Origin of the sequence: Pseudomonas syringae CC1557 (genome assembly GCF_000452705.1) — a bacterium.
In the GTDB taxonomy this organism is placed as follows: domain Bacteria; phylum Pseudomonadota; class Gammaproteobacteria; order Pseudomonadales; family Pseudomonadaceae; genus Aquipseudomonas; species Aquipseudomonas syringae_F.
The window spans coordinates 3,752,126-3,773,369 of sequence record NZ_CP007014.1; the positions used below are offsets into that span (position 1 = coordinate 3,752,126).

The window sequence follows — 21,244 nt, forward strand, 5'->3', positions numbered from 1 at the left end:
ACATGACGACCTCGCACTTCGTTCTGATCGGTCTGATCACCACTGCGTTGACCTTGCGTGCGATGGTGGCTTTTTATTACCGCGACAAGCAGCGCATATTGCGACTGCTAAGGCTGGAGCCAAGGCTTGCAGACCGAAAGGAGCATTATTACCGACCGCTCGACGGAGTCCTGGCGCCACTGCCATTCATCTGGACCTGGCTGGATATCGTCGCCGCCGTGCTGCTGGCGACGCTTTATTCGACGCCTCTGGCATGGCTGATGGTAGTGCTCTGGAGCGGTGGACGGCTGCGCGCGCTTCAGGAGTTCGGCCACAACGCCGTGCATTTTGCGTTATGCCCCAACCATGAATGGCAATGGTGGCTGAGCAACGTCTTCTATCAGTTCCCGGCGTTCAAACGCGACATGCGCAGCCGGCATAAGACCCACACGCTGGAACACCATCGCAACCCCAACCACCCGAGCCTGGACCCGAACCGTGCGCGGGTACATGCCGGTGGCTATCTGGCCGGGATATCTCACGGCAGATTCTACGGGTTATTGCTTTACCCGCTGACACCTCGCGGTGCCTGGGTCAACCTGACCACCATGGCGCGCAGCAGCCTGCTGAATCACTCGCACCTAACCACCGCAGTCCGGGTCGTGTGCCTGGTTGCAGTCGCTGCGCTGCTCTACTGGGCGGGCGGCTGGAAAGGTGTGCTGTTTGGCTGGCTGGTTCCACTGCTGACCTCATACCCGGTATTTGCCTGGGTATCCTTGCTCACCGAGCACCGCTGGTTTGTCGAGGGAACGTCGAAAGACCGGCGTGATCTCGAATACCTCGCCGGGCGTCCTACCGACTACTTCGGCCTGACGGGCTGGCTGATCCGCGTGTTCATCGCGCCGACCTCTGATGCCTACCACCTGGCGCACTCTCTATACCCCGGCGTTCGCTGGAACTACCTGCCAGCGATAGACCGACACCTGAAAATTCATGAGCCCCGCTACAGCAGCAATGCCAGTGAAGGCCTGTTGCTGCGTCGCGGCAGCGCACCGACAGCGCTTTCCGAACTGTATGAACGTCTGGTCAGCACCGGCCACCCCGAAACCACCTTGAAGACGAGAGGCAGCGTATGAGCAATTCATCGGCACACCAGCAGGTTCAACGTATCGGCATCATCGGCGGCAGTGGCCTGCAGCAGTTGCCGGGCCTGAAAGATGTACAGCTCGTCGAGTGCGAGACGGCATTCGGCAAACCTTCATCTGCCGTCACGCTGGGTACTCTCAATGACGTGCCGGTGGCCTTCGTCCAGCGCCACGGAGCAGGACACACCATTCCTCCTTCGTTCATCAATGTACGGGCCAATATTGCCGCGCTGCGCAGTGTCGGCTGCACTCAGCTGTTGTCGGTAAGTGCGGTGGGCAGCCTGACCCACGACGCGCCGCCGGGCAGCTTCGTGCTGATCGACCAATTCATCGACCGCACGATCAAGCGTGACAAGACATTCTTCGGACCCGGACTGGTTGGCCACGTGCCGTTTGGCGACCCCGTATGCGGGCGCATGCGCTCGGTATTGGCAACCGCAGCGGAAACCGCCGATGTGCAGGCCCGAAATGGCGGCACCTACGTGGTCATGGAAGGACCGCAGTTTTCGACTCGCGCCGAATCCAGCCTTTACCGTCAATGGGGCGGTACTGTGATCGGCATGACCGCGATGCCGGAAGCCAAGCTGGCACGCGAAGCGGAGCTTTGCTACGCGATGATTGCCATCCCGACGGATTTCGATTGCTGGCACGAGTCCCATGAACAGGTCAACGCGACGTTGGTGGCGCAGCGCATGGCCGATACCTTCACGCTGACCCGCCGCCTGGTCACCGAGGCTGTCACCCGACTGGGCGAGCACAAGGGTGCCTGCTCATCGGGTTGCGACCATGCGCTGGACACCGCAGTGATGACCGCCCCGGAGCATCGCGATCCGGAAATGATCGCGCGCCTGCTGACGGTAGCCCCCAACGCGACTCATCTGGGAGCAAAAGCATGAGCACGGCAATCACCACTCAGGACCGGGTCCGGATCAAACAGGTCGACGTGCTCTCGGACAACTGGTACGTACTGCGCAAGACCACTTACGACTTTCAGGGACGCAACGGCACCTGGCGCACCCTGACCCGGGAAACCTACGACCGGGGCAACGGTGCGACCATCCTGCTCTACAGCAAGCTGAAACAGACAGTCGTCCTGACCCGGCAGTTCCGGTTTCCGGCCTTCGTCAACGAGCACGATGGCATGCTGGTCGAAACCTGCGCCGGGCTGCTGGATCGCGACGATCCACAGACCTGTATTCGCAAGGAAACCGAGGAAGAAACCGGTTATCGCATTCAGGAAGTACGCAAGGTGTTCGAAGCGTTCATGAGCCCGGGATCGGTGACCGAGCGCCTGTACTTTTTTGTCGGGGAATACTTCGACGAGGACAAGCACAGCGCCGGGGGCGGCCTTGAAGCTGAAGGCGAAGAAATCGAAGTCCTCGAACTGCCTCTGGACGAAGCGCTGGCGATGATCGAAACCGGCGCGATCTGTGATGGCAAAACCATTATGCTTCTGCAATATGCCAAACTGCATCGACTACTGGATTGAAGCCGGTCATGGACGAACTTATCGCTATCAGCTCGATGGAACACGCCGAACTCGCCGAGTTCGTGGCTGGCATCAGAGCGCACACCGGGGTACCCGTGCGCCTCTCGCGCTGGTCCACTTCGGAATTGATCGAACGCGTTCTCCAAGGCACGGCGGGAGAATGGGATCTGCTGCTGGGTACCGCCGCCACGGCCCTTCTCGACCCGGCACTGGCCTCACACCTGCGGGTTCTCGACGCACTTGATTGCTCGGTACTGCCTTCGCAGGCGGTCGCGACGGATCGTCGCTGGTTCAGCCCGTCAGGCTTTGTGCCTGCATTTTGCTACGACCCGACGGTGCTCGCAGCACAGGGCCTGGCGTCGCCGCTTTCCTGGGAAGCGCTCTGCACACCCGCCTGGTCGCAACGTATTGCCCTGCCGGATCCGGGCCGGTCGGGCGCTGGCTATCTACACCTGAGCGCACTGCTGGAACAGTATGGCGACGGGGCCTGGGAGTTGCTGGCTCACGTCGCACAACTGCGCCCTTCGATCAGCGGCTCGTCGACGGCGCCGATAGACGCCGTGCTCGAAGGCCGTGCATGGGTCGGCGTTAGCGTCTCGACTGCCGCCACCCGGGCTGCGGCGCAACATCCTTCCCTGCACTGGTGCGTACCCGCAGACGCACGTCGTTACGAGTTCGAAGTCTTTGGTTGCAGTGCCGCTTCGCTGAAAACAGTCGAGGCCATACAGGCGCTTGGCTGGATGCTGTCACCGGACGCCGCTGCCATCAGCCGACGCTATGGCAAGGTTGTGGTGGGCGGCGTATCGAGCGATACGCTGGCGACGGCAGATCTGACAGCGCTGCACGCACTCGACGCCGGCAACGCCAAGGCCGCTCGCTGCGCACGATGGCACACGATGTTCGACACAAGGCCCGGACCATGACCGACATGTCTCACACCCCATCAACCCACTCTGCCCCTTCATCGGGCAGCACGGGAACCGAGCGGCGCCCCTGGTCTGTCTACCTGATGTTCGGACTGTTCGGCGCCCAACAGGGCATGCTCGGACCGTTGATGCCGTTTCTGCGCGCAGAATTCGACCTGAACCTGCGCTGGACCGGCCTGCATTTTGCCGCCTATGCGCTGGGGCTGGTGCTGATCGGCATTCCCTATCGCTGGCTGGAGCGGCGGACATTGCCGATCGGCACAGGACGTATAGCTGTGGGTTCGATTGTCCTCGCCAGCGGACTGTTTGCCATCGCTGGCGGCCTGCCGATGACCCTGCCTGGCAGCGTACTCATGGGCCTGTCCGGTGGGCTGGTCATGGCCGTCGGACAAACCATGCTCGGCAAGCGCTATCGTCAACAGGCTGCGGCAAAACTGGTGGAAGCACACATTGTCGCCGGGCTTTGCGTGCTGGGTGGCGCACTGCTGGTCGGCGCAGCGACGGCTATCGGGCTTCCGTGGCGCATGGCTCCGCTGATTGTCAGCGCATGGGCGCTGGTAATGTTCTGCGCACCGCTGACCATCCATCGGCCAGAATCCGCTGGAAATGTCTCATCGGAAACGGCCCCCGACACCCTGTATCCGCAGCGTCTGACCCGGCTCAGCCTCTGGGCGTTGGTGATATTGGGCATCTCGGCAGAATGGGGCGTGGGCTTCTGGGGTGCGGAGTACATCAAGACGCATGTACAGACCACCGCGTCGGTGGCGGCGACGCTGATGAGCCTGTATTTCGCCGGCACGGTCTGCGGACGTCTGGCCAGCAGCTATGCGCTGCGCCGGGTATCACCGCTGACATTGCTGACCAGCGTGATACTGAGCGCCATGGCGACGCTGCTGGTGCTGTCGTCTATCGAGGGGCTTGTCGGCACAGCAATTTTCACGTTTGTACTGGGCGCCTGCCTCGGAAACTTCTTTCCACTGATCCTCGGCGCGGCCATGCGTGTCGCACCCGATGCGAGTTCGGCGCTCAGTGCCCAGGCATCACAGGCGGTCGGTGTGGCGCTGCTGCTGGCACCGTTTCTACTCGGGCTGCTGTCCGAACGAATCGGGGTCGAAGCCGCTTTCAGCCTGCTGATCGTCTATCCGCTTTTAATGTTACCGCTGGTGCCTGCCCTGCGTGGCCGGTGGTCTGTCGGCAACACCGCTCAACACCCAATGGAGTAAACATCAATGGCCCTGACTGCGCTGTTGTTTGACCTGGACGGAACCCTCATCGACACCGATGAACTGCATTTGAACGCCTACAACCAGTTGCTGGCAAGCTGGGACCGGTCGATGAACATCGAGTACTACAAGGCTCATGTGATGGGCTTTCCGGACGACATGATTTTTGGCGGTCTGTTTCCTGATATTCCTGCTTCGCAATACGCCAGCCTGGCTGCGGAGAAAGAGGCCATGTTTCGCGCCCAACTGGGAGAAACAATCCCCGTTGCAGGTGTGCTGCGTATCCTTGATTACGCAGAGAAAACCGGTCTGCGTACTGCCGTGGTCACCAACGCGCCGCGTGAAAACGCCATGGCAATGCTCACAGGGCTGGGCATCCTGGAGCGTTTCGAAACGGTTGTGATCGGCGGAGAACTCGAGCGCGGCAAGCCGCATCCCATGCCCTACCTCACTGCCTTGGAGTTGTTGGGTGTGACTGCCGATCAGGCCATTGCCTTCGAAGACTCGCTGGCCGGGGTTCAGTCAGCCCATGCTGCGGGGATCCATACGTTTGGCGTGCTGTCGGGTCTCCAGGAACATCAACTTCGACAGGCGGGTGCGCGCGACGTGATCCGTGATTTCAACGCCGACACCCTGTGGCAGTTTCTGCAAGCGGCTGACTGAGCAGTAACTGCTCGGCCGAAGCACGCTGAAGAACACGCGTCTATAGATGCTGGAGTTGCAGCTTTTTATACACCAGCGCACTAAAATGGCGACCGCATGCTCCACTCCGGGGCAGACCCGATTCAAGAGGCGGTTGTGTACAAAGGTGTCGTGCTGTCGGTCCTGGCTTCCGTGCTGTTCGGGGTCATGTATTTCTATACCTCGCTGATGAGCCCGCTGGATGGCGAGGAGATCTTCGGCTGGCGCATGCTGCTGACCGTTCCGTGCGCGACGCTGTTCATGCTGGTCAGCGGCGACTGGCGGCGAGTCCGCGATCTGGCGGCCCGGCTCAGGCAGCAACCGCTGCTGATCTTCGGGCTGCTGCTGTCTTCATTGTTGCTCGGCGCGCAGTTGCTGATCTTCATGTGGGCGCCCTTGCACGGGCGCAGCCTGGAGGTGTCGCTGGGTTATTTTCTATTGCCGTTGAGCATGATCTTTACCGGCCGCCTGGTGTACGGCGAACACCTCTCGTACCTGCAAAAAATCGCCGCCGGGTTTGCCATGATCGGTGTCGGCCATGAAATATGGCGGCTGGGCAGCTTTTCCTGGGAAACCCTGCTGGTCGCAGTCGGCTATCCGCTGTATTTCGTGTTGCGCCGCAAGCTCAAGACCGACCACTTGGGCGGGCTGTGGTTTGACATGCTGCTCATGCTGCCGATCGGCCTGTGGTTCATCAGTAACGGTCATCCGCAAGCCATCCAGCAGGTACCGTTGCTGTACCTGCTGATTCCATTGCTGGGAGTCATCAGCGCCTCGGCGCTGGTCAGCTACATCATCGCCAGCCGCTTGCTGCCGTTCAGCCTGTTCGGGCTGCTCAGTTATGTCGAACCGATCCTGCTGGTGGGCGTCGCCCTGCTGCTGGGTGAAAGCATCAGCCGCGATGAATGGCTGACTTACCTGCCGATCTGGCTGGCGGTCGTGGTGCTGATGATCGAAGGCGCCAAACACATGCTGGCTCAGCGCCGCCGGGATGCGACCTGAGCATCACGACTCGGTGAAACGCTCCAGCTGCATTTCCTGAAGTCGGCTCAGGGTTCGGCGGAAGGCGAACGATAGATAACCCTGTGTGTAGAGCTCATCCATGGGCACCGGCGCCTCGACGTACAGCGGAATACGTCGGTCGTAGCACTCGTCCACCAGTGCAATGAAACGCCGCACGCCATCATCGTTGGGCGACAACTGCGGCAGTTCGCGATCCCCCGCGGTCACCTGCTCCACGCCATCCTCGGTGCCACGGGCAATCTTCGCTTCGCGCTGTGCAGCGCCGAGGACCGGCACCTCGCTGAGCAGAATCACTGAAAAGCGATCACACAGGGCAATGAAGTCCATGGCCGCCAGCGGTTGCTCGCACAGGTCGCGATAGCGGCACCACACTGCCGTGTCGGAATGCTGAAGCACATTGATGCTGCGATAACCCAGCATGACCTGCGAGTCGTGAACGGGCTGGCCCGCGCTCAACGCCTCGAATATGCCTTGCAAGGCACTCGGCCGACCGGCTTCGGCAACCCAGTAGCGCTGGTGCAACTGGCCGGGATGCAGACGATGATCCTCGCCTCCGTCCACCGCGACGACATCCATGTATTTCTGGATGGCGGCAACGGCAGGCAGAAAGCGCTCGCGGTTGTGCCCATGGCTGTACAACTGATCCGGCGGCTGGTTGGAGGTGCAGACCAGCACCACGCCCTGCTCGAACATCACTTGCAGCAGCCCGCCGAGGATCACCGCATCGCCGATGTCGGTCACAAACAGTTCGTCGAAGCACATCACCCGCACATCACGCGCCAGCTCTTTGGCGACGACGGTCAGCGGCTGCGGCGTGCCCATCAGTTCGAACATGCGCTTGTGAACCCAGCGCATGAAGTGATGAAAATGCTGACGCCGGGCAGGCACCGTCAGGCTTTCGAAAAAGCGGTCCATCAGCCAGGTCTTGCCACGCCCGACCGGCCCCCATAGATAGACGCCCCGCGCCTGACCGCGAGACGCGGCCAGCGCCAGATAACATGCCTGCAACTGCTGCACAGCCTGCAACTGCGCCTGATCGGGCTGAAAACCACGCTGCACTGCACGTTCGTAAGCATCCAGCGGAGAGACAGCATCCATCAGGCATACACCTTGGTGTCAGGGATCGATATTCAGCCTATATGAGACAAGGCCTGGCGACGTCAATCAAGCGTGCTGCACACCGGCACGCTTGAGCAGTCGCTTGCAGCGCTCGGACAGGTGTACCACACGCAAATGCTTGCCCGCCTTGGCGTAGCGCTCGCGCAGGGTTTTCAACGCCGCAATGGCCGAGTAGTCGACAAATCGCAGATGACGGCAGTCCAGTGTTACTTGTGCCGGGTCTTCGGCAGGGTCGAACTGGGCCAGAAATGGCGTGGTCGAGGCAAAGAACAGCGTGCCGTGCAGGTGATAGACCTTGCTGCCATCGGCTTCAACATGGCTGTCGGCATACAGCTCGCGGGCCTGCTGCCAGGCAAAGTTGATCGCGGCGATGATGATGCCAAACACCACGGCAGTGGCCAGATCGGTCAGCACCGTGACCACGGTCACGGCAATGATCGCCAGCACGTCATTGACCGGCACCTTGCGCAGCACGCGCAGGGATGCCCAGGCAAACGTCTGCTGGGCGACCACGAACATCACGCCGACCAGCGCCGCCAGAGGGATACGCTCTATCAGCGGTGACAGGAACAGCACGAACATCAGGATCATCAAGCCCGCAACAATGCCGGACACCCGACCGCGGCCGCCGGAGCTGAGGTTGATGACGGTCTGGCCGATCATCGCGCAACCGCCCATGCCACCAAACGCACCTGACACCATATTGGCCGCGCCCAGCGCCACGCACTCGCGATCAGGGTAGCCACGGGTTTCGGTGATCTCGTCAGTGAGGTTCAGGGTCAGCAGGGTTTCCAGCAGTCCCACCAGTGCCATCAGAATGGCGTAAGGCGCAATAATGCGCAGGGTCTCCAGGTTCCACGGAATGTCCGGCAAGGCGAATACCGGCAGACCACCGGCAATGTGCGCCATGTCGCCCAGCGTGCGGGTCGGCAGACCAAGCAGGTACACCGCCAATCCGACACTGAGAATCGCCACCAGCGCAGGCGGTGCAACGCGGGTGACGCGCGGCAGCAGGTAAACAATCGCCATGGTCAGCGCCACCAGGCCGAGCATCACGTACAGCGGCGTGCCGCTGAGCCATGACTCGCCGACCTTGAAGTGTTCCAGTTGCGCCATCGCGATCACAATCGCCAGCCCGTTGACGAAGCCCAGCATCACCGAATACGGCACCAGTCGCACCAGCTTGCCCAGCCGCAACAGCCCGAACAGGATCATGATCAAGCCGCCGAGCAGCACAGTTGCCAGCAGATACTGCACACCCTGCTGCACTACCAGCGCGACGATGACCACGGCCATCGAACCGGCCGCACCCGAGACCATGCCCGGACGCCCGCCGAACAACGCCGTCAGCGTGCAGATGATGAACGCACCGTAGAGCCCCATCAGCGGATTGAGATGAGCAACCAGCGCGAAGGCAATGCACTCGGGCACCAAAGCAAAGGATGTGGTCAGCCCGGCCAGCACTTCGGCACGCATACGGATAGTTTTCATGGTTTACCTGAGCCGCGTTCCGTGGAGGAAGCGCAAAAAAGGGGGCATATTACGCAAACCTTTGACGACCGACCACCACGGCAGGGCTGCGATACACACCTCCTGATGATCGGCATACACCTAAAACAACAAGGAATTATCGAATGTCGCGCAATGGAACGCTGCTCTGTACGGGGCTTGTGCTGGTCAGTTCAATTGCTTTTGCCGAGGACAAGCCTGCCACCTTTGACGCTTTTGTGCAGGCAGAAGCCAGCAAGGTGATGCAGGAAAATCACATCGCTGGCCTGTCCATCGCCATCACTCGCAATGGCAAACAGCAGTTCTACAACTACGGCGTTGCCTCAAAGACCACTGGCCAGCCGGTGACCAGCGATACGCTGTTCGAACTCGGCTCGATCAGCAAGACCTTCACCGCCACACTCGCCACCTGGGCACAGGCCAATGGTCAGTTGTCTCTGACGCAGAGCATCGACACTTACCTGCCGCACTTGCAGGCAACGCGCCTGGGCAAAGTGCCGGTTTTCCATTTGGGCACCCACACTGCAGGCGGCTTCCCGCTTCAAGTGCCCGACCAGGTGCAGAACACTCGCCAGTTAATGGCTTATTTCAAGGCCTGGCAGCCCGAGTATCTGCCCGGCACCCACCGCACGTATGCCAACCCCAGCGTCGGTCTGCTCGGCATGGTCGCGGCACGCAGCATGAGGCAGCCCTATGAAGACGCGCTGCAACAGCGGCTGTTTCCGGCGCTGGGTCTGAACAATACTTACGTCAGGGTGCCCGACGAGAAGCAGGCGTTTTACGCGCAGGGCTATAACAAGCTCGACGAACCGATCAGGGTCAGCCCGGGTCCGCTGGCAGCTGAAGCCTACGGCGTGAAGTCGAGCAGTCGGGACCTGATCCGTTTTATCGAGGCGAACATGGGGCTCGGTCAATATGACGCGCCACTGCGCCGCGCCCTCAGCGACACACGCACCGGCTATTTCAAAATCGGCGACATGACTCAGGACCTGATTTGGGAACAGTACTCGATGCCGGTTCGCCTGCCCCAGCTGTTCGATGGCAACGCCAGCGCAATGCTGCAAACCTTGAAGGCTGAAGCTATCGAACCGCCGCTGGCACCGCAGCCTGCCGCCTGGGTGAACAAGACCGGCTCAACCAATGGTTTCGGCGGCTACGTTGCGTTCATTCCGGAAAAGCAACTGGGCATCACGATTCTTGCCAACCGGAACTATCCGAACGAACAACGGGTGGCGCTGGCTTACCGGATTCTCGAGCAGTCGGGCTGCTGTTCAACGCCCTGAGAAGAACCCTGCCGCGCCGTCAGATTCGATTTCCAGCAGCTTGCGCTTGCGCTCGACACCCCAGCGATAGCCGGACAGCGAGCCATCGCTGCGCACCACGCGATGGCAGGGAATGGCCACCGCGAGCGTGTTGGCGCCGCAGGCATTGGCTACCGCTCGTACCGCACTCGGCATACCTAATTGGGTCGCGATTTCGGTGTAGGTGGCGGTCGTTCCAGCCGGGATATTCCTGAGCGCCTGCCATACCCGCTCCTGGAAAACCGTGCCGCGAATATCCAGCGGCAGCGCAAGGCCGGTCGCAGGCGACTCCACAAAGCCCACGACCACAGCGATCAGCGCTTCAAACTCGGCGTCTGCACCGATCAGATTGGCATTGGGGAACTGATCCTGAAAACCTTCAATCAGCGTGTTGGGGTCATCGCCGAGGGAAATGGCGCAGATGCCCTTGCTGCTGGTGGCCACCAGAATTGACCCCAGCGAACTTTCCCCCAAGGCGAATCTGATCTCGACATTGGCGCCGCCCGCGCGGTATTCGGAAGGTTTCATGCCAAGCATTTGCTGCGAAGCCTCATAGAATCGACTGTTGGAGTTGTAGCCCGCCTGGTACAGCGCGCTGGTGATGGTCACATCGTGAGCAAGCTCGACCTTCACACGCGAACGCATCGACGCGACGCTATAGGCCTTGGGTGTCAAGCCGGTCAGTTTCTTGAACGTGCGATGGAAATAAAAACTGCTCATGCCGACCTGCTCCGCAAGCTCTGCAAGATTAGGCATTGAGTCGGACGTATCGATCAATCTGCACGCTTCGGAAACCGCGGCAGCATGTTTCAGCTCTAGCGCGTGCTTATCGCTGCTGGTGCGTCTGGACGGACGAAAACCAGCGGCTTCGGCTTCGCTTGCCGTATCAAAGAAAACGACGTTCTCCGGACGCGGAAGTCGGGTTGGGCTGCAGGGCTCGCAATAGATGCCGGTGGTGAGCACGCCGTAGACAAAATCAGCCCCCGCGCGACGGTTGATCAGGGCCTCCCAGCGCGGGTCGTCTTCGGTTCGCGGTGCAGGTGCTTTTTTCGTGACGTCTATGCTGTCCATGTTGCGCCCTGCCTTGAGTTTCAATCATCCTATCTGTGTCAGAACCGGTAAACACTCCGAGTCTTGCTTTCAAATTCGAGATCAGTCGATCTCGCTGAAGTCGGTCGGCACACGCCACAGATACCAGGCAGCAAGCGTTCGGTAAGGTGCCAACCGCTCTGCAAGCCGGGCCATTTCCCGGTGGCTCGGTTTGCGCTCGAGAGCATACAGTCGCCTATAGCCTTCGCACACGCCGAAGTCGCTGGCGGGCATGACATCCAGTTGACCAAGCCCGTAAATGAGCATCATCTCAACAGTCCAGCGGCCTACCCCCGGTAACTGGATGAGACGCTCGACGAGCTCGTCATTACTCATCGCCAGTGCATCACTGACATCAGGGACGATACCCTCCACCCGTGCAGCAGCAATCGCCTTGATTGCCCGGCACTTTGATGCCGAGAATCCACAGGAACGCAGTGCCTGATCATCCAGATCGATCAACGCTTGAGCGCCTGGAAAGCCGACGTCCGGGAACAGGGCGCGCAGCCGCATGACCATCGCGTCACCCGCTTTAGCGTGCAATTGCTGATAGGCAACGGCCTTGACCAGCGCCTGAAACGGATCCTGCGCCGCCGTTACCGGGTGCAGACAGGGGCCGACGTGCTCGATAAGCAACGCCCATTGCCTGTCGACAGACTTGAGCGATTCCACCGCCTTGGCATGCGCGTCCTCTGCCGGGTAATCCGTAGGCATGGGCTCGCGGCCGGGGGTGTCTGATTCTGATGACATTGTGTTTCCCAGGTTGAGTGTCCGGGCAGCTATTCATTTGCCATCCCCGGTTTCGCATGATGTCCAAAATGATCGTTAGGCTTTCAGAGGGCCAGAAAAAGTTCAAAAACCAGAAAATGGATAGCTGAACCTGACCTGAACAGCCGGTCAAAAATGAGAAGCAGACAAAAAACAACTATCCGCATTCAAGAATGAGTATCATTATGTTACGCAGTGTTTCTGGCTGATGGCTCGCCGATCCACGTTCACTCTACAGTCTCGACCCGGTGGAATATGCTCGTTCCGTTTTTGATCATGCTGCGCGAAGGCATCGAAGCCGCGCTTATTGTTGGCATCATCGCCAGTTATCTGAAACAGACCGGTCGCGGCGAGTGGATGCCTGCGGTGTGGATTGGCGTATTTCTCGCCGCTGCCCTCTCGCTGTTAGTCGGTGGCGGGCTGGAACTGATGAGCGCCGAGTTTCCGCAGAAACAGCAGGAATTGTTCGAAGGCATTGTCGGCCTGATCGCCGTAGGCATTCTCAGTTCGATGGTGTTCTGGATGCGCAAAGTGGCGCGTTCGATCAAGCATGCGCTGCACGAATCGCTGGACGCCGCCCTCGCCGGTTCGAAAAACCAGACGTATGCGCTGATCGCCATGGTGTTTTTTGCCGTGGCCCGCGAAGGGCTGGAAACCGTATTTTTTCTGCTCGCTGTATTTCAACAGAGCGAAGGCTCTGGCGCGCCGCTGGGTGCCCTGCTCGGTCTGTTGCTGGCGGTCGGCTTTGGCGTGGCGATCTACAGCGGCAGCATGCGTCTGAACCTGGGTCTGTTTTTCCGCTGGACCGGGCTGTTCATTCTGATCGTTGCCGCAGGCATCCTCGCCAACTCGGTGCAGGCGCTGCATGAAGCGGGCGTCTGGAATCATTTGCAAGGCGTGGTTTTTGACATCAGCGCGCTGCTGCCGATGGATGGGCCGGCAGGCTCGGTGCTCGCCGGTATGTTCGGTTATCAGGACGCGCCGACGGTCAGCACACTGAGCGTCTATCTGATTTACCTGATCGGGGCGCTGGTGCTGTTTTTCATGCCGCACACCCCGAAGGCCGGCAAACCGGTACAGCCACACCCATCTTCCGTGACAAACGAATAAGGGCACTCATGTCTAACCGTCCCTCAGGGCTTTCCGAGAAAGCCCGGCCGCCCCGTGTTTTGCGATTGGCAGTCGCAGGCTCCGTGATCCTGATGATTGCCGCAGGCGGGCTGTTCTATTACGCCTCTCAGGTGGCCGCCAAAAAGCGCGCCGCCAATGCCGGTACTGAAACCGTGGTGAATATTCACGCAAGCAATTGCGAGCCGAACGCACTGACCGTGGCAGCAGGCAAAAACGCTTTTCGCATCGTCAACCGCTCCGAGCGGGCCGTTGAATGGGAAATTCTCGACGGTGTACTGGTGATCGAAGAGCGGGAAAATATTGCGCCGGGCCTTAGCCAGGTGATCAACGCCAATCTGGCACCCGGCGATTACGCGATCACCTGCGGCCTGCTCAGTAACCCGCGTGGCACGCTGCACGTCACGCCGACCGCCGAGTCTGACGCCAAGGCCAAGGCACGCCCGTCGATGACCGCGTTCATCGGCCCGCTTTCCGAATACCGGGTGTACCTGAGCCTGCAAAGTTCGGCGCTGATCAAAGCCGTCACCGTATTGCAGCAGGCCATCGATGCTGGTGACCTGAGCGCTGCGCAAGCGGCCTACCTGCCAGCACGCGCCATCTATCAGCGCATTGCACCTGCCGCTCAACGCCTGTCTGAACTGGACAATGCCATCAACGCGCGCGCCGATTATTACGAGAAGCGTGAGCGGGATCCGGGCTTTACCGGCTTCCACCGCATCGAATACGCACTGTTCGAGCAACACAGCGTGGAGGGCCTGTCGTCGATCGCACAGCGTTTGCAGACCGATGTCACCCAACTCAAACAGCAATTGCTGGCGCAATCCCTGAAGCCGGAACAGCTGCCCGCCATTGCAACCCGTACGCTGCGCAGTCTGGCCGATGTGCGCAGCAACGGCGAGGAAGAACGCTACAGCCACAGCGACCTCTACGGTTTTGCCGCCAACCTGGACGGCACCCGCAAGATCGTCGATCTGCTGCGTCCGCTACTGACCCGCAGTGCAGGCGATCTGTTGCAGAAGATCGATGCCGCGATGGCTGACCTGGACACCACACTTGATGCGTTGAGCACCGCTGACGGGTATCGCCCTTACGACCAGGTGGACGCGGCGCAACGTCAGCAGATCGCAAAAAAGGCTGGCGTACTGGCTGAAGCACTCAATGGTATCGACTCGGCACTCGGCCTTTCTGACCTCTGATCCACTGGAGCACAGCACATCACCATGAAAAACCCGGACAGCAATCCAGACGCCAATAACGCCCCTGATTCACTTCAGCGACGCCGTGTCCTGATGGGCCTCGGCGCTGCCGGTGCCGCGCTGGCTGGCAGCAGCCTGAGTGGCAACGTGCTTGCCGCGGCACCAGCGCAGGTCACCGAAGCGCCGAACAGCGAAAAGACCGAGGACCACAACACCTATTACGGCGTGCATCAGACCGGCATCGTCAACCCGCGCCCGGCAGCCGGCATGCTGGTGGCATTCGATGTGCTGGCTGCCGACCGCGATGACCTTGAACGTCTGTTTCGCACGTTGAACGAGCGCATCGCATTCCTGATGACCGGCGGACCTGTACCGGAAGTCGACCCGAAACTGCCACCACTGGACTCGGGCATCCTTGGTCCGGTGGTCACCCCGGATAACCTGACCATCACGGTCTCGGTGGGCGAATCGCTGTTCGATGAGCGCTTCGGTCTGGATTCGGTGAAGCCAAAACGCCTGAGCCGCATGACCGGTTTCCCCAATGACGCTCTGGACCCGGCCAGTTGCCACGGCGACCTGAGCATTCAGTTCTGCGCCAATACTGCTGACAGCAACATTCACGCCCTGCGCGACATCGTCAAGAACCTGCCCGACCTGTTGCTGGTGCGCTGGAAACAGGAAGGCACCGTGCCGCCTCAGGCACCGAAAAAACCTGGCCAGCCGCCTGAAAGCGCGCGCAACTTCCTGGGTTTTCGTGATGGCTCGGCCAACCCGGATTCCAACAACCAGAAGACCATGAACGAACTGGTCTGGGTGCAGCCGGGCAGCGACGAACCGGCCTGGGCCGCCAATGGCAGCTATCAGGCGGTACGCATCATCCGTAACTTCGTCGAACGCTGGGATCGCACGCCGCTGCAGGAACAGGAATCGATTTTCGGCCGCAGCAAAACCACTGGCGCGCCCATGGACGGCAAGGTCGAAACGGACGTGCCTAACTACGCGGCCGACCCGGAAGGCAAGAAAACCCGACTTGACTCACACATCCGCCTGGCCAACCCGCGCACCGCCGAAACTCAGCGCAACCTCATCCTGCGCCGCCCGTTCAATTACTCCAACGGCGTGAACAAGAACGGCCAGCTGGACATGGGCCTGCTGTTCATCTGCTATCAGGCCGATCTGGAAAAAGGCTTTATCACAGTGCAGAGCCGCCTCAATGGCGAGCCGCTTGAGGAATACCTCAAGCCGGTCGGCGGCGGCTATTTCTTCACCCTGCCGGGGGTAACCGGCGACCAGGATTTCATCGGCCGCACGCTGCTGGCGGCCGTACCGACCAAGCAAACCGCATGACCTACCCACTCCTGACCCGGAAGACACTCATGAAAAAGACGCCTCTGGCTTTGCTCCTGACGCTTGGCCTGCTTCAGACCCCACTGGCTGCCTTCGCTGCCACCGCGCCACTGGACCTGGTAGGCCCGGTGTCGGACTACAAGATTTACGTGACCGAAAACATTGAAGAGCTGGTCAGCCACACTCAGCAATTCACCGATGCCGTGAAGAAGGGCGACATCGCGACGGCCAAGAAGCTGTACGCACCAACGCGCGTCTACTACGAGTCGGTCGAGCCGATTGCCGAACTGTTCAGTGATCTGGATGCCTCCATCGACTCACGCGTCGATGACCACGAAAAAGGCGTGACGGCAGAAGACTTCACCGGCTTCCATCGCCTGGAATATGCGCTGTTTTCGCAAAACAGCACCAAAGACCAGGGCCCTATCGCCGACAAGCTGATGAGCGACGTCAAGGACCTGGAAAAGCGCGTGGCCGAGCTGACCTTCCCGCCTGAAAAAGTCGTCGGTGGTGCCGCCGCGCTGCTGGAAGAAGTGGCCGCAACCAAGATCTCTGGTGAGGAAGACCGTTACAGCCACACCGACCTGTACGACTTCCAGGGCAACATCGACGGCGCGAAGAAAATCGTCGACCTGTTCCGTCCGCAGATCGAACAGCAGGACAAGGCCTTCTCGGCCAAAGTCGACAAGAACTTCGCGACCGTGGAAAAGATCCTGGCCAAGTACAAAACCAAGGACGGCGGCTTTGAAACTTACGACAAAGTGAAAGAGAACGACCGCAAAGCGCTGGTCGGTCCGGTCAACACCCTGGCCGAAGACCTCTCGACCCTGCGCGGCAAGCTGGGCTTGAACTGATCTGAAGCTCAAGGCGCGACGCAGACGAGTGACGCAGAGCGTCACGACAGGCATTCCCACGCTGGCGTGCGGAACGATAACCTCGACTATCGTGCGACGCTCCGCGTCGCCATGCCGTTCTGGACGCTCTGCATCCTGCGCCTAGATCCCGCTGAACCAGTTGTACCCTTGATCCTCCCAGTACCCGCCGGGGTTTTCGTTGCTGACGAAAATTTCGACGATGTGCTTGGGGTTCTTGAAGCCCAGTTTGGTAGGCACCCGCACGCGTAGCGGGTAGCCGTAGTCCGGTGGCAGGGCGACTTCACCAAAGTCCAGCGCCAGCAGGGTCTGCGGGTGCAATGCGGTGGGCATGTCCAGGCTTGAGTAATAGCGGTCGGCGCACTTGAAGCCGACGAACCGCGCCGTGGTATCCGCGCCGATGTACTCCAGAAATGTCTTCAGCGGCACACCGCCCCACTGTCCTACTGCGCTCCAGCCTTCAATACAGATCAGTCGAGTGATGTCGGTACGTTGCGGCAACTTGCGCAACGCTTCCAGCGTCCACGGCTGCTTGTCACGTACCAGCCCTGAAACCGCCAGCCGGTAGTCGGCAATTTCAAGCTCGGGCACGTTGTACTCGGGGTAGAACGCATTGAACGGAAACGGATTGGTCAGCTGCGCCTTGCTGTAGGTCGGCGCCAGTTTCTGGCCATTGAACAGCCAGGCCTGAACCCTGTCGTTCCAGCGCGACATGGCCCACAACACCTTGTCGACCTGATCGCCGTCCTGCAGGTTACAACCGGTGAGCATCGACATCGCCCCCACGGTCAGCCCGGCGCGCAGAAACGAACGCCGCTGAATATCGATCAGTTGGGTTTGCTGTGCAGGCTCCAGGCGGATGCGCTGAGTCAAGCGTTTACGAGGTTCGTTCATGGCTTGGCAGCCCCCTCTTCGTTCGGCTGACGGCCGCCGGTAATCATCGGTAACAAGGTGCTCGGCACCAGCACAACCAGCAGCAGATGCACGACCACAAACGCGCCAATGGCTGTCATGGCGCCAAAATGCACCCAGCGGGCGAAATCGAAACCGCCCAACAAGGCAACCAGTTCCTGAAACTGCACCGGTTTCCAGATGGCGAGACCCGACACCACCACCAGCACACCCATGAGCAGCACCAGCCAGTACATCAAGCGTTGCACGGCGTTGTACTGACCCTTGACGTGCACCAGTCGAAAACGCATCGCATCAACAGCATCGCGCTTGACCTCGGAAGGCCGGACCGGCAGTAGATCGCGCTTGAAATGGCGACTGAGCACGCCATACAACACATACACCAGGCCGTTGATGACCAACAGCCACATCACCGCGAAGTGCCAGGCAATGGAACCGCCCAGCCAGCCGCCGAGTGTCAGGAATTTGGGAAAGGTGAACGGCATCAGCGGCGATGCGTTGTAAATGGCCCAACCGCTCATGAACATGCAGACCATGCCCACCGCATTGACCCAATGAGTCAAACGCACCGGCCACGGATGAATGGGACGGGTTTTCATGTCGAGATCCCTCTGAATCAGGCATAGCCGGAATGTAGCAAGGGCAGGCGACCGGAGCCGCCTGCCCTCGCGCCGTCGGCTGCAATTACATCGGCGGTGTGAAACCGTTTTTGCCGACCGCAACGCCGCGCGCCGACTTGCCGTCGTCAGCCGGGAACACCACGACTTTGGCGCCTTTGGTCAGTTGGTCGACCTTGCCTGGTTCGACATAGGCGATAGGCACGTCCTGTGGCACCACCAGTTTTTTCTCGCCGCCTTCATACTTGACGGTCAGCGTACGCCCATCGGTCCCGGCCAACGTACCGACAGTGCCATTGGTCATGGTGCCGGTGCTGCCATCAGCATTTTCCCAGCCATAATGGCCTTCGCCGCTGCCTTTGAGGCTCGCCTCGAAAACGGTTACTTCCAGCGCTTTCAACGTGCCGTCAGACTGGGGAATGGCAGCTGAACCGACAAAACTGTCGCCTTTGATTTGCTTGAAGTCCGCTTCGGACACCAGACGAATACCGGTCTTGTCAGTCAGCTTGATACTTTCGTGCTGACCCGAACGGGTGGTGAAATCGAGGGTGTCGGCGCTCACGCTGTCGACGGTCCCGCGCATCGGTTTGACCACCTTCATATCGGCGGCTTGAGTCATGACAGCGGCGCTGAGCAACAGCAGGCCAAACGTGGTGGAGAGTGCAGTCTTCATCAGTACTTCCTTGGCAGTTGGGATCTGAGAGCCATCCTTGCACCGCTACCGGCACCGCAGAATGACCGGGCAATGACATTTTTGTCATTCGCCGGACACCTTGTCGGCAACTGGTTAGACTTCGGCATCGGCGCAAAAAGGGCGCCTGCAACAGCGTAGCGGACAAAACGATGCATATCCTGCTAATTGAAGACGACACCAAAACCGGCGAGTACCTGAAGAAGGGCCTCGGCGAGTCCGGCTATGTGGTCGACTGGACCCAGCACGGTGCCGACGGCCTGCATCTGGCGCTGGAAAACCGTTACGACCTGATCGTGCTGGACGTGATGCTGCCCGGCATCGACGGCTGGCAGATCATCGAAGTGTTGCGCGCCCGGCAGGACGTGCCCGTGCTGTTCCTGACCGCCCGCGACCAGCTGCAGGACCGGATTCGCGGCCTGGAGCTGGGCGCTGACGATTACCTGGTCAAGCCGTTTTCCTTCACCGAACTGCTGCTGCGCATTCGCACTATCCTGCGCCGTGGCGTGGTGCGCGAAGCCGATCATTTTCACCTGGCTGATCTGGAGCTTGACCTGCTGCGTCGCCGCGTGACGCGTCAGCAGCAGGTCATCGTGCTGACCAACAAGGAGTTCGCCTTGCTGCATCTGTTGTTGCGCCGCGAAGGTGATGTGCTGTCCAGAGCACAGATTGCCTCGGAAGTCTGGGACATGAATTTCGACAGCGACACCAACGTGGTGGACGTTGCCATCAAACGCCTGCGCAGCAAGGTCGACCTGCCCTACCCGGTCAAACTCATCCACACGGTGCGCGGCATCGGTTACGTGTGCGAGGTGCGGCCATGCGACGTCAGCCTTCCCTGACCCTGCGCTCGACCCTCGCCTTCGCGCTGGTGGCAATGCTGACCGTCAGCGGCGCGGGCCTTTACCTGTACCAATCCATGGAACAGACCGTCATGCAACGCAGCGACCATGCGGTACTGGCGCGCCTCGACCACTTCCGCAAGCTGCTGCGCTACGACCTGACCATGGATAACCTCAAAGGCAGCCCGCAACTGTTCGAGAACATGCTCGACAGCGAGGAAGACATCTTCATCATCGGCGAACCGGGCAAGCCACCGGTGATTTCGGTCAACCCGCAACATGCACCGCTGCCAGAACTGCCCACCGTGGCGCAGGATCAGCCGCTGCAAGTCGACGACCTGCGCAGCGGCATGAGTCTGCAAGGCGTGCCGTTGCGTGCGGCGGCGGCGCAGGTCGTGTCCAATGGTGTCGAGGTGCGTTTGCAGGCGGCGCACCTGATGGTCAAGGAAATGGCCATGCTCGCCAGCTTCCGTCAGCGCATCTATATAGCAGTGGTGCTGGTGTTTCTGATCACCGCCCTGCTGGGTTATGCAGTGCTGCGGCGCGGTCTGCGGCCTTTGCGCAGGATGGCTGCGCACGCAGCGGCGATCACCCCGGCCAGCCTGCACAAGCGGCTCGACAGCCGCGATACGCCGGTCGAACTGCAGCAATTGAGCGATGCCTTCAATGCCATGCTTGATCGGCTGGACGACGGTTATCGACGCCTGATGCAGTTTTCCGCCGATCTGGCCCACGAGATTCGCACGCCGGTTGGCTCACTCATGGGCCATTGCCAGGTTGCCCTGCGCCAGAACCGCAGCGTCGACGAATACCAGGCGCTGCTGGCCTCGAACCTGGAAGAGCTGGAGCGCATCTCGCGTCTGGTGGAAAGCATTCTGTTTCTGGCGAGAGCCGATGAAGCCCAGGCTGCGCTGGAACGTCAGTCGTTGGACCTTCACGACGAATTGCAACGGGTGGCGGGCTATTTCGAAGGGCTGGCGGAAGAGCGCAATCTGACCCTGAGCACGCGCGGGCAAGGTACATTACTGGCCGATCCGATCCTGCTGCGCCGTGCGCTGAGCAATCTGGTGGCCAACGCAATTCGCTATGCCGATGAAGACAGCGAGATTCTGATGCGAGTAGCTGCAGTTGATCGACACTGGAGAATAGATGTTGAAAATCGCGGGCCGGTGCTGCCGGAGGCTACCCTCGCCCGGCTGTTCGACCGTTTCTACCGTGGCGACGCCTCACGCCATGAAAGCTCTGACTCCAACGGCCTGGGCCTGGCGATTGTCACGGCGATCATGCACCTGCATGGCGGCCGGGTCGAAGTTGCTCAACCCGCCGCTGGCAGAATCTGCTTCAGCCTGATATTTCCAGTGGCGTGAACCTTTCGGTCCGGAAA

The 21,244-nt window shown here is 60.4% G+C and carries 21 protein-coding genes; 14 read left to right on the forward strand and 7 right to left on the reverse strand.

Annotated elements, in window-relative coordinates; all coding sequences use genetic code 11:
* Positions 1-2: 2 nt before the first annotated feature.
* From N018_RS16500 to rarD, 7 genes are all read left to right on the forward strand, one after another.
* Positions 3-1,115, forward strand: coding sequence for a fatty acid desaturase family protein (locus tag N018_RS16500; RefSeq protein WP_024646269.1), 1,113 nt, complete (start codon positions 3-5; stop codon positions 1,113-1,115).
* Positions 1,112-2,020 carry an S-methyl-5'-thioadenosine phosphorylase gene (gene mtnP, locus N018_RS16505; protein WP_025390245.1) on the forward strand — a complete coding sequence of 303 codons (909 nt, stop codon included), beginning with the start codon at positions 1,112-1,114 and terminating at the stop codon, positions 2,018-2,020. The genes N018_RS16500 and mtnP overlap by 4 nt, the downstream gene beginning before the upstream one ends.
* Positions 2,017-2,613 (forward strand): GDP-mannose pyrophosphatase NudK, encoded by a 597-nt coding sequence (gene nudK, locus N018_RS16510; protein WP_024646267.1) that lies wholly within the window; start codon positions 2,017-2,019, stop codon positions 2,611-2,613. The genes mtnP and nudK overlap by 4 nt, the downstream gene beginning before the upstream one ends.
* 8 nt (positions 2,614-2,621) lie before the next feature.
* Positions 2,622-3,536: an ABC transporter substrate-binding protein gene (locus tag N018_RS16515; RefSeq protein WP_025390246.1), complete on the forward strand. Its 915-nt coding sequence runs from the start codon at positions 2,622-2,624 to the stop codon at positions 3,534-3,536.
* Positions 3,533-4,762 carry an MFS transporter gene (locus N018_RS16520; protein WP_025390247.1) on the forward strand — a complete coding sequence of 410 codons (1,230 nt, stop codon included), beginning with the start codon at positions 3,533-3,535 and terminating at the stop codon, positions 4,760-4,762. The genes N018_RS16515 and N018_RS16520 overlap by 4 nt, the downstream gene beginning before the upstream one ends.
* A gap of 6 nt (positions 4,763-4,768) precedes the next feature.
* Positions 4,769-5,425 carry an HAD family hydrolase gene (locus N018_RS16525; protein WP_025390248.1) on the forward strand — a complete coding sequence of 219 codons (657 nt, stop codon included), beginning with the start codon at positions 4,769-4,771 and terminating at the stop codon, positions 5,423-5,425.
* A 135-nt stretch (positions 5,426-5,560) separates the two neighbouring features.
* Positions 5,561-6,445: an EamA family transporter RarD gene (gene rarD, locus N018_RS16530; protein WP_025390249.1), complete on the forward strand. Its 885-nt coding sequence runs from the start codon at positions 5,561-5,563 to the stop codon at positions 6,443-6,445.
* 3 nt (positions 6,446-6,448) lie between these two features.
* On the opposite strand, the gene zapE is transcribed toward rarD, so the two are convergent.
* Positions 6,449-7,564: a cell division protein ZapE gene (gene zapE, locus N018_RS16535; RefSeq protein WP_024646262.1), complete on the reverse strand. Its 1,116-nt coding sequence runs from the start codon at positions 7,562-7,564 to the stop codon at positions 6,449-6,451.
* Between the two features lie 66 nt (positions 7,565-7,630).
* Positions 7,631-9,076 carry a SulP family inorganic anion transporter gene (locus tag N018_RS16540; RefSeq protein WP_024646261.1) on the reverse strand — a complete coding sequence of 482 codons (1,446 nt, stop codon included), beginning with the start codon at positions 9,074-9,076 and terminating at the stop codon, positions 7,631-7,633.
* Positions 9,077-9,219: 143 nt separating this feature from the next.
* On the opposite strand from N018_RS16540, the gene ampC reads away from it, so the two are divergent.
* Complete coding sequence (gene ampC / locus N018_RS16545) at positions 9,220-10,377, forward strand: class C beta-lactamase (RefSeq protein WP_025390250.1); 1,158 nt, start codon at positions 9,220-9,222, stop codon at positions 10,375-10,377.
* Here the strand turns inward: ampC and ada are convergent.
* Both ada and N018_RS16555 read right to left on the reverse strand, forming a co-directional pair.
* Positions 10,366-11,466, reverse strand: a complete 1,101-nt coding sequence (gene ada / locus N018_RS16550) for a bifunctional DNA-binding transcriptional regulator/O6-methylguanine-DNA methyltransferase Ada (protein ID WP_024646259.1) — start codon at positions 11,464-11,466, stop codon at positions 10,366-10,368. The two genes, ampC and ada, sit on opposite strands and share 12 nt — an antisense overlap.
* An 81-nt stretch (positions 11,467-11,547) precedes the next feature.
* Positions 11,548-12,234: a DNA-3-methyladenine glycosylase family protein gene (locus N018_RS16555; protein WP_080274860.1), complete on the reverse strand. Its 687-nt coding sequence runs from the start codon at positions 12,232-12,234 to the stop codon at positions 11,548-11,550.
* Positions 12,235-12,507: 273 nt separating this feature from the next.
* Between N018_RS16555 and efeU the strand changes: the two genes are divergently transcribed.
* Genes efeU through efeO (N018_RS16575) form a run of 4 tightly spaced genes read left to right on the forward strand, consistent with a single transcriptional unit; the run spans position 12,508 to position 16,780 of the window.
* Positions 12,508-13,362, forward strand: a complete 855-nt coding sequence (efeU, locus tag N018_RS16560) for an iron uptake transporter permease EfeU (RefSeq protein WP_024646258.1) — start codon at positions 12,508-12,510, stop codon at positions 13,360-13,362.
* Between the two features lie 8 nt (positions 13,363-13,370).
* Positions 13,371-14,579, forward strand: coding sequence for an iron uptake system protein EfeO (gene efeO, locus N018_RS16565; RefSeq protein WP_025390251.1), 1,209 nt, complete (start codon positions 13,371-13,373; stop codon positions 14,577-14,579).
* Positions 14,580-14,603: 24 nt separating this feature from the next.
* Positions 14,604-15,926 carry an iron uptake transporter deferrochelatase/peroxidase subunit gene (gene efeB / locus N018_RS16570; protein ID WP_024646256.1) on the forward strand — a complete coding sequence of 441 codons (1,323 nt, stop codon included), beginning with the start codon at positions 14,604-14,606 and terminating at the stop codon, positions 15,924-15,926.
* Between the two features lie 29 nt (positions 15,927-15,955).
* On the forward strand, positions 15,956-16,780 hold the full coding sequence (efeO, locus tag N018_RS16575; RefSeq protein ID WP_024646255.1) for an iron uptake system protein EfeO: 825 nt from the start codon (positions 15,956-15,958) through the stop codon (positions 16,778-16,780).
* A gap of 141 nt (positions 16,781-16,921) precedes the next feature.
* Here efeO (N018_RS16575) and N018_RS16580 read toward each other — a convergent pair whose 3' ends face one another.
* From N018_RS16580 to N018_RS16590, 3 genes are all read right to left on the reverse strand, one after another.
* Positions 16,922-17,692: a molybdopterin-dependent oxidoreductase gene (locus tag N018_RS16580; RefSeq protein WP_024643354.1), complete on the reverse strand. Its 771-nt coding sequence runs from the start codon at positions 17,690-17,692 to the stop codon at positions 16,922-16,924.
* Positions 17,689-18,309, reverse strand: coding sequence for a cytochrome b/b6 domain-containing protein (locus tag N018_RS16585; RefSeq protein ID WP_024643355.1), 621 nt, complete (start codon positions 18,307-18,309; stop codon positions 17,689-17,691). Before N018_RS16585 ends, N018_RS16580 begins: the two co-directional genes overlap by 4 nt.
* An 85-nt stretch (positions 18,310-18,394) precedes the next feature.
* A complete protein-coding gene (locus tag N018_RS16590; RefSeq protein WP_024643356.1) occupies positions 18,395-19,000 on the reverse strand; it encodes a hypothetical protein in 606 nt (201 codons plus the stop codon).
* Between the two features lie 170 nt (positions 19,001-19,170).
* Here N018_RS16590 and N018_RS16595 point away from each other — a divergent pair, with 170 nt between their 5' ends.
* Together N018_RS16595 and N018_RS16600 are read left to right on the forward strand one after the other, a co-directional pair.
* Positions 19,171-19,860, forward strand: coding sequence for a heavy metal response regulator transcription factor (locus N018_RS16595; protein ID WP_024643357.1), 690 nt, complete (start codon positions 19,171-19,173; stop codon positions 19,858-19,860).
* Positions 19,839-21,227, forward strand: a complete 1,389-nt coding sequence (locus tag N018_RS16600) for a heavy metal sensor histidine kinase (RefSeq protein ID WP_024643358.1) — start codon at positions 19,839-19,841, stop codon at positions 21,225-21,227. The genes N018_RS16595 and N018_RS16600 overlap by 22 nt, the downstream gene beginning before the upstream one ends.
* The last annotated feature ends 17 nt before the right edge of the window (positions 21,228-21,244 follow it).